This is a genomic window from Acinetobacter sp. UBA2063, from assembly GCF_002333245.1.
Lineage (GTDB): Bacteria > Pseudomonadota > Gammaproteobacteria > Pseudomonadales > Moraxellaceae > Acinetobacter > Acinetobacter parvus.
Window position 1 is genome coordinate 1 of the sequence record NZ_DDAH01000182.1, and the last position, 7161, is coordinate 7161.

General features: G+C 40.4%; 9 protein-coding genes and 1 pseudogene. 7 read left to right on the top strand and 3 right to left on the bottom strand.

What is annotated here, in order from left to right; translation table 11 throughout:
• A partial coding sequence (locus B4H32_RS08870; RefSeq protein ID WP_286802243.1) for a hypothetical protein occupies window positions 1-250 on the bottom strand: 250 nt, incomplete at its 3' end.
• Between the two features lie 54 nt (window positions 251-304).
• Entirely contained in the window at window positions 305-562 is a 258-nt protein-coding gene (locus B4H32_RS08875; protein WP_004681588.1) for a hypothetical protein, read from the bottom strand.
• 591 nt (window positions 563-1153) lie between these two features.
• Here B4H32_RS08875 and B4H32_RS08880 point away from each other — a divergent pair.
• From B4H32_RS08880 to B4H32_RS08910, 7 genes are all read left to right on the top strand, one after another.
• Complete coding sequence (locus tag B4H32_RS08880; RefSeq protein WP_286802245.1) at window positions 1154-1438, top strand: hypothetical protein; 285 nt, start codon at window positions 1154-1156, stop codon at window positions 1436-1438.
• A 4-nt stretch (window positions 1439-1442) separates the two neighbouring features.
• On the top strand, window positions 1443-1754 hold the full coding sequence (locus B4H32_RS08885; RefSeq protein WP_004681584.1) for a hypothetical protein: 312 nt from the start codon (window positions 1443-1445) through the stop codon (window positions 1752-1754).
• 42 nt (window positions 1755-1796) lie between these two features.
• Window positions 1797-2420, top strand: coding sequence for a hypothetical protein (locus B4H32_RS08890; protein ID WP_286802248.1), 624 nt, complete (start codon window positions 1797-1799; stop codon window positions 2418-2420).
• A 250-nt stretch (window positions 2421-2670) separates the two neighbouring features.
• Window positions 2671-3702 carry a DUF932 domain-containing protein gene (locus B4H32_RS08895; protein ID WP_004681580.1) on the top strand — a complete coding sequence of 344 codons (1032 nt, stop codon included), beginning with the start codon at window positions 2671-2673 and terminating at the stop codon, window positions 3700-3702.
• A gap of 101 nt (window positions 3703-3803) precedes the next feature.
• Entirely contained in the window at window positions 3804-4859 is a 1056-nt protein-coding gene (locus tag B4H32_RS08900) for a YqaJ viral recombinase family protein (RefSeq protein ID WP_286802250.1), read from the top strand.
• A 158-nt stretch (window positions 4860-5017) separates the two neighbouring features.
• Window positions 5018-5947 carry a hypothetical protein gene (locus B4H32_RS08905; RefSeq protein ID WP_004681578.1) on the top strand — a complete coding sequence of 310 codons (930 nt, stop codon included), beginning with the start codon at window positions 5018-5020 and terminating at the stop codon, window positions 5945-5947.
• A gap of 96 nt (window positions 5948-6043) precedes the next feature.
• Entirely contained in the window at window positions 6044-6271 is a 228-nt protein-coding gene (locus tag B4H32_RS08910; RefSeq protein WP_004681576.1) for a helix-turn-helix transcriptional regulator, read from the top strand.
• 112 nt (window positions 6272-6383) lie between these two features.
• On the opposite strand, the pseudogene B4H32_RS08915 reads toward B4H32_RS08910, so the two are convergent.
• Window positions 6384-7161, bottom strand: a pseudogene (locus B4H32_RS08915) (hypothetical protein); the annotation flags it as partial.

Here is a 7161-nt window from a genome sequence, read left to right on the forward strand (position 1 = left end):
TACTGGTTTGGATTGCTAATAAAAGTAAAAAATTCAAATCTTTATTATCAACTCCAAATCGAGAATGTGTCCCAATAGTTCTGCAGTGAAATCCAATGATCCTTATCCAATCGGCTTGGGTTGGTGTTCTACCACTTCTAACAATTTGGTTGATGTCCGATTTGATAGCTAATATTTGATATGAGTTCGGTTCATTATAAGATAATCCGAATTTTATCTGTAGATGATAAGCTAAGTCTTGGTCAGACATTCTACCCCCCCCATAAAAACAGTAGTTTAAATATTTATGTTAACAATTATATTTTTAAATTTTACTTATTTGAATCGCCATCATTAATAGAGCATTTAAATCCGTGTTATCGACACTCTCACATGCAATGAAAATAATTTCTTTACTTTCAAACATTTCTAGGAATATGTTTTTTGCTTCTGCTATTGTTTTTGAATTTGAAGCAACAAGTTGCTTAGCAAAAGCTATCCATTCTTCATTTGTGATTGCAGGCGTTGCTTCATAAATATTTAGATCTCGAATTGCTTGTGCTTTAAAACGCTCTAGACTCATTTTCTTTACCTTCTTTAAATACTGCAGATAAATGAAGTATGAGTATTAACAACTTTATGATAAAGATCAAACATTTTATTAAATAGTATTATAAAAGTTTAAGTTCAAGCCGTATTCCTAACCACCTGAATTGACTTAGCTTGCCCTCACCATTATTCTTAGCGTGCTGACCTACATTGTCAGTTGGTTTTGACAGACCAAGCGTATAGCGTATCAGGTACTTATATTCTTCCTGAGTATAAGTCTTGTGCGAAACCTTCTCGTCCCCCTTTGCGGTAGAACGGGAGGGGGACGCGTTCGCGCGTGCTGGTTCTATATGCCCAGTCTGTCAACCCCTTTTCGTTCTGCCACCATAATCAATTGACAGTGATTCGGTAGAACTTCTTATGCATATAGGAGTCCGTCATGGTCATTCAAAACATCCCCTTACTGTACTGAATTCTATTTCAAGCAACTGATTTTTCACCAAGCAGTTGATGGGATTTATTCGTCTCATTTTATTCATTTCCGAACATCTTCCTGACTCGGGAGTATGCGTCGTTGTGTCTTAAATTTTGATTTCAATACAGAACAATACCAGAGGGGAGCTTTATGAAAATTCAAACATTCAGCATGCTTGCTGTACTCCTTTTACCTGTTTTAGCTGCCTGTTCATCTACGGATGCCAAAGACCGTAAAGCCTATATCGAACAATGCATGTATCCAAATACAGCCATTAAAACCGCAGTGGAAAATGAAGAAGCCTGTAGCTGTCGCTATGACAGCATTCGTGAACAATACGGCAAGCCGTTCTTTACTGTACCGATCACCAATGATGAAGACCGACGTCGTTTGGACTTTGCCAGAGGTTATACCGTAGGCAAATGCAGGGGGTAAGAACATGTTCAACAATAAATTACTTCTGATAGTCGCAATTGCTTTGCTTACAGGCTGTAGCTCCAAACAAGAGAAAGCCTGTCAAGAAGAAGCTAATGTGGCTGAAAGCGTGATGCAGGCACGCTTGACCTATGGAGGCTTTGCCGAAGCGACTTACATGCTTGCAGGCGATAACGATGAGCTGAGAGAACAACTCAGACCGATGATTCATGACGCCTTTGAATATGGTCGAGGTGGGACGGCAACTTTCGAAAAAACCAAACAAGTCTTTAAAGATAAATATTACCAACAATGCATGGATAGACCAGCACCTTGATGTGAATGCCTAAGCATAAGGGGAATAGGGGGAGGAGATAAAATGAAAAAGATCATGATGTTGGCAACCATTGCCATGTTCACAGTCGGTTGTGAAAAGCAACCAGAAGCAACACAAGCACAGAATACCGCAGTTAAAACTGAACAAGCCAAACCAGCGGTCAAAGTTGAAAAACTGACTGAGAAAGAATTACAGGACTTAGAGTCTTTAGAAAAATCACCCAGTGAAGAAACGGCAGCTACAGCAGGTTATTACCTGAGTAATTTGGAAGTCACTCCCGTTGCGGAAATACGAGAGTTTATTGCCAAAGGCTGGGATGAATGGGAAACCCTGAATAGACAGGAAGCCGAGAAGGACGCACAACAAACGCCATCCGACCAAGGCGATGCATCCATGCAATACCGCATTGAAATCAAGAATCAGGTCTTTGGTGGAAAGCATGAGGTTGAAACTGCTTATCTACATTTAATTTCATTATCCGATAGCATTACACTGGATCGAGTGGTGGAGAATCGTGGTAACTGTAGAGCCGATTACCGTGATGGTGCCAATCCAATTCTGTACGGGAAATCCATGCGTTTCTTCTTAAATTGTGATCCACGGAATGTCAGAGAGGTGGTTGCAGTACTGAAGGATGGGCGTGAAATTGTGATGTCACCGCAGTAGGCTGAAGGCGATATTTATTCTACATACGAACCACGCACTATACAGTTGAGTCGTTGAAGCATATGAGCATATTGAAAGAAATTTCACTTATATAACATAAAGATGAATCAATACATTGAATGCGTTTATTGAGCCTATTACATAAGGCTTAATAAGCATATTCACAAGACCAATCTAAATCAGGCTGCTGGACTTCATTCCAATCAAGGGATGAAGTCCAGCAACCTTTTTGTTTATAAGGACAAAATCTATGGCACATCAACTTGAACAAATGGCCTATGTTGGCGAAACCCCTTGGCATGGCTTAGGCAACCAGCTCACGCAAAACCAACCAATTGAAGTCTGGGCACAGCAGGCAGGCATGGACTGGCGCATTGAATCCTCCAATGTTAGCTATATGGCACAGAATGAACGTGGGCAAAGCATCATCATGCCTTATGAAGAACAACGAGTGCTATACCGTTCCGATACTCATGCACCACTCTCTGTAGTCAGTCAACGCTATCAAGAGGTGCAACCCATGGAAATCCTAAATTTCTATAAAGACCTGACCGAACAATCAGGCTTTGAATTAGAAACCGCAGGGGTACTTAAAGGTGGCAAGAAATTCTGGGCATTAGCACGAACAGGACAGACTTCAGCACTGAAAGGTAAAGATGTCAGTAATGGCTATATTCTTCTTGCCACCGCTTGTGATGGAACTTTAGCCACTACAGCACAATTCACCAGTATTCGTGTGGTGTGTAATAACACCTTAGCCATTGCTTTAAAAGGACAGAATAGCAGTGCAGGCGTGGTCAAAGTGCCACACAGCACCAAGTTTGATGCCGAGAAAATTAAGCAACAATTGGGTATATCCGTTCGTGTATGGGAAGAGCACATGTATGAAATGAAGCAACTCAGTCAGCGTAAAGTCACTCAACAAGAAGCAGCAGCCTACTTCGATGCTGTATTTAACAATACCAGCTTGAGTATTGCTGAACAGGATGACAGCATTATTCAGTTCTATCGCAATGTTGCCAATCAGGCTGAGACCACAAAAACCGAACCGAATGGACGAGCCATGTCTAAAGTCATGACCATGTTTAATGGGCATGGCCGTGGGGCAGAACTCAGTTCAGCCAAAGATACAGCCTATGGCTTATTGTGCTCGATCACAGAATTTGCTGACCATGAACGTCGAGCCATGAGTCAGGATCATCGACTTGATTCAGCTTGGTTTGGTGCAGGAGCAGGCTTAAAACAACGTGGATTGGAACAGGCTTTAAGGATAATTGCCTAACTTCAATTCATTAACCAACCAATACACCCCAAATACAACAGCAAGCCACATCTTCGGATGTGGCTTTTTTATGCCCGAAATTTACAAAATAGGAAATGATCATGAATACAGCACTAAACACGCCTCTAAATGTAACACCGAATCCAATCGTCAATACCCATGCTAATCGTCCCAAACTGTTTACAGCCAAACGCTTTGTGGATACCAAGAAACTCATCCAAGCTGAATGGTTAGCAGTACGTCGACAAGGCATCGGCAGTAGTGATTGTGCCGCAGCCTGTGGGCTCAATCCTTATATGTCGATGCTCGAACTATGGATGATCAAAACAGGACGAATTCAACAAAGCATCGAAGATGAAAGTGAAGGGCATGCACCTCTGTACTGGGGCAAACGCCTTGAACCCTTGGTGGCTGAATACTACAGCATGCACACGAACTACAAAGTCCGTCGGGTCAATGCAGTGTTACAACATCCTGAACCTGATAAACATTTCATGCTCGCCAATTTGGATTACTCCGTAACAGGTGATGCCGATGTACAAATCTTGGAATGTAAAACAGCAGGGGAATATGGTGCCAAACTGTGGCGTGATGGTGTGCCTTTATACGTGCTGTGTCAGGTGCAACACCAATTGGCAGTGACAGGCAAGCAAGCTGCACATATCTGCGTCTTAATCTGTGGACATGAAACCCGAATTTTTAAAGTCACTCGCTCTGAATCAGTGATTCAACACATTATCAATGCTGAACGTTACTTTTGGGAATGCGTGGAAAAGGATACGCCACCTGAAGCAGATGCCAGTGAATCGGCAGCCAAAGCTTTACAACTGCTTTATCCCGAACATGTGCCACTCAGCTCCACGGATTTATCCGAAGACGAAAGTGCTAATCAACAGTTTGAGCAACTGCTTCAAGCACGCAATCAAATTGAAAAGCATCAAGAACAATTTGATCTGCTTAAACATCAATTGCAAGCCAAGATGCAACAGGCAGAGCGTGCAACATTCACCAACGGCTCAGTGACGTGGAAGAAGTCTAAAGACTCAATCAGCTTAGATAGCAAGGCTTTACTTAAACAGCATCCTGAATATCTGAATCAATTTCCACAAAGCAAACTAGGTTCACGGCGTTTCAACATCTACAGCAATGATGATTGAAACCGATTTAGCCTAAGCAAAACTTTAACCACTCAACATTAAAACAGACCGCCTAAACATCCCATGCCTCAGCGCATGGGATGTTTTATGTCTATTTCATTTTTAACCAAACAACACAAAACAGTTCCAAACCATACAGCAGCATAGAGGACATTAACATGATCAAAGGTTTAGCGATTACACCACCCATACTTGGACGTATCAGTATCGGTAAGGTGGTCGAAAAGAACGGTAAACGATTGCCCGAAAAGGATGACCAGTTCACGATTACCAGCCAAATCCAAGGCAAAGAAGGATGGGTGAAGCATCCGCTTGATGAACAACTCCGAGTTAAAGCACAAAACCAAAAACTCAGAACCATACCAGTCCGTATGATCTTTAATGATCCTGAATTGAATCTACGTGCAGAGTACAGCTTATTTGACCGCCAAACAGGACGTCCAGTGTGTGTTGGTAATGGTGAAACTTGCCAACGGCTGACCAATCAAGGGATTGAACAACATCCATGTCCATCACCTGACTTATGTCCTTTGGCACAAGGTGGCAACTGTAAACCTTATGGAAGGCTACATGTCAATTTAGATGAATCGGATGAACTGGGTACATTTATCTTTAGAACCACAGGTTTTAACAGCATTCGCACTTTGGCAGCACGACTCAGTTATTACCATGCAGCCTCCAATGGCTTATTGTCCTGCTTACCGTTGCAATTGACCTTAAGAGGTAAATCCACCACACAAAGTTATCGTACACCTGTGTATTACGTGGATTTAACACTACGTGATGGCGTGAATCTGCAACAAGCCATTCAAATGGCAAAGGATATAGATCAGCAAAGCAAAGCTTCTGGATTTAATCAAAGTGCATTGGATGCAATAGCACGGCAGGGTTATGGCAATGCACGGTTTGAGGTGAATTCGGAAGAGGGATTGGATTTGGTGGAGGAGTTTTATGCGGATGAGATTGTTGAGTCTGAGCAGGCACAGCCTGACTCAAAAGCTAAGGCGAAACCTATATTCAATCAAAAGGATGGTTTTGTACAGGATATTCAGAAAGGATTACAGGGGAGTGTGAGGGCGGTGAATTAGATGGGGGTGGACGAGATTGGACTCAGTAAAATTTTATTGGACGGCCCTATTATCTGAGCGAATCACCGCTCGCATCAATGATTAGGAGTCAACATCATGAATGCGTTCACAGGTCAAACCTTTCAGATGAATCAGATTATTAACTTGAAAGAGGTTATGCGAATTACGGGGCTAAGTCGTGCAACGATTTATAACATTATGGATGAGCGTCATAAACAATATGATCCAACATTTCCCAAACAGACGAATTTAACAGTTGGTCGTGTTGGGTGGTCAGCTTGGGAAATCAATCAATGGATTGAATCTAAGTTGGCGAGTCGATAAAAGGTGGGAGCTTCGGCTCCCTTATTTTTTGTAGAAAATGAAATAAAATTTTAAGCTATTCTTCGTATTCATAGAACTCTATGAATTACACTAATTGTAACAATCAATTCTTTTAACTGGATATATCTTTAATCTCCCATATATCTCGATCTATTGTCTTTAGATGTTGTTCAAATCTAGCTTTGTGTATTGCTATACAAAGTAGCTGAGTTGCTCTCGAAAATCCTACATACGCCATTTTTGTTGATTGGATAATTTTATCATGGCTAGTTTTCTGTGTTCCAAGAGTTTGAGGAATTGTTTGTATACCTAAAAACTGATTTCTAAGACGTTCTGACTCATAGTTTCCATACCCTTGATTAAAAAATGATTCTAAATATAGTGTGGCATCATGCGTTTGACCTTTTACTGAATGGACACTGGCTATTTCGATTTTGAGATTATTTTCTTCAATCATATTTGAAACAGAGGAATGATTTTGACTAGATTGATCAAGACCAGTTTTATCATTATTGATAAAATCACTACATTTTGGAGAAAGCCTATGATTTTCTTTAAAATAAGAAATGAATACAGGAATATAAGTTTGTAAGTCAGACAAAGCTTGATTTTTTTCATTTCTAACTACTTTTAAACAACATTGATATACTTTTAAGTTTAGATCTGAATAATTTAGCTCTGAGTTTACCTTTAAGTGGTTAATTAAATTTGAAATGGTATAAAGACGATTTTCATTTGTCGAAATATTTTCAATTCTTAAAACCTTAAGTAGAGCATGAAAAATATTTTTTCTAATCATAGATAAAGTAGTATGTTTTTTATCATAAAAATGAATATAACTTTTTAAGCATTTGTAGTCTTCTTTAGGTTTCTGCTCATTTTTTTTAAAA

What these genes read in the sequence shown, in the direction of transcription:
- B4H32_RS08875 (WP_004681588.1), bottom strand. Translation starts at nt 562, where the DNA reads ATGAGTCTAGAGCGTTTTAAAGCACAAGCAATTCGAGATCTAAATATT.
- B4H32_RS08880 (WP_286802245.1), top strand. Translation starts at nt 1,154, where the DNA reads ATGAAAATTCAAACATTCAGCATGCTTGCTGTACTCCTTTTACCTGTT.
- B4H32_RS08885 (WP_004681584.1), top strand. Translation starts at nt 1,443, where the DNA reads ATGTTCAACAATAAATTACTTCTGATAGTCGCAATTGCTTTGCTTACA.
- B4H32_RS08890 (WP_286802248.1), top strand. Translation starts at nt 1,797, where the DNA reads ATGAAAAAGATCATGATGTTGGCAACCATTGCCATGTTCACAGTCGGT.
- B4H32_RS08895 (WP_004681580.1), top strand. Translation starts at nt 2,671, where the DNA reads ATGGCACATCAACTTGAACAAATGGCCTATGTTGGCGAAACCCCTTGG.
- B4H32_RS08900 (WP_286802250.1), top strand. Translation starts at nt 3,804, where the DNA reads ATGAATACAGCACTAAACACGCCTCTAAATGTAACACCGAATCCAATC.
- B4H32_RS08905 (WP_004681578.1), top strand. Translation starts at nt 5,018, where the DNA reads ATGATCAAAGGTTTAGCGATTACACCACCCATACTTGGACGTATCAGT.
- B4H32_RS08910 (WP_004681576.1), top strand. Translation starts at nt 6,044, where the DNA reads ATGAATGCGTTCACAGGTCAAACCTTTCAGATGAATCAGATTATTAAC.